Source organism: Mesorhizobium sp. M1A.T.Ca.IN.004.03.1.1 (assembly GCF_003997555.1).
Lineage (GTDB): Bacteria > Pseudomonadota > Alphaproteobacteria > Rhizobiales > Rhizobiaceae > Mesorhizobium.
The window spans coordinates 1-271 of the sequence record NZ_RZTV01000341.1 but is presented as its reverse complement, the minus strand read 5'-3'; the positions used below and the strand labels follow the sequence as shown (position 1 = coordinate 271).

Genomic DNA, 271 nt, shown 5'->3' with positions numbered 1-271 from the left:
CCGGAAACGAGGCGATCGCCCGCGTCATTCACAACATGATACCCGAGCGGCATATCCAATTTCTGGAATCACTGCCGGTCATGCTGCAGATGGGAAGGGTCCTTTTTGTCCATGCGGGCGTCAAGCCGGGCGTCGATCTCAAGAAACAGAAGGACCTTGACCTCATGTGGATCCGCCAGCCCTTCCTGGATGAAGGACCGCAGCTTCCCTTCTTGGTGATCCACGGGCACACACCGGCGCGAATCCCGACATTCGGACCGCAGCGCATCGG

General features: G+C 59.0%; 1 pseudogene. It reads left to right on the top strand.

The features are described 5' to 3' along the window. Nucleotides 1-271, top strand: a pseudogene (locus EOD29_RS31895) (serine/threonine protein phosphatase); the annotation flags it as partial.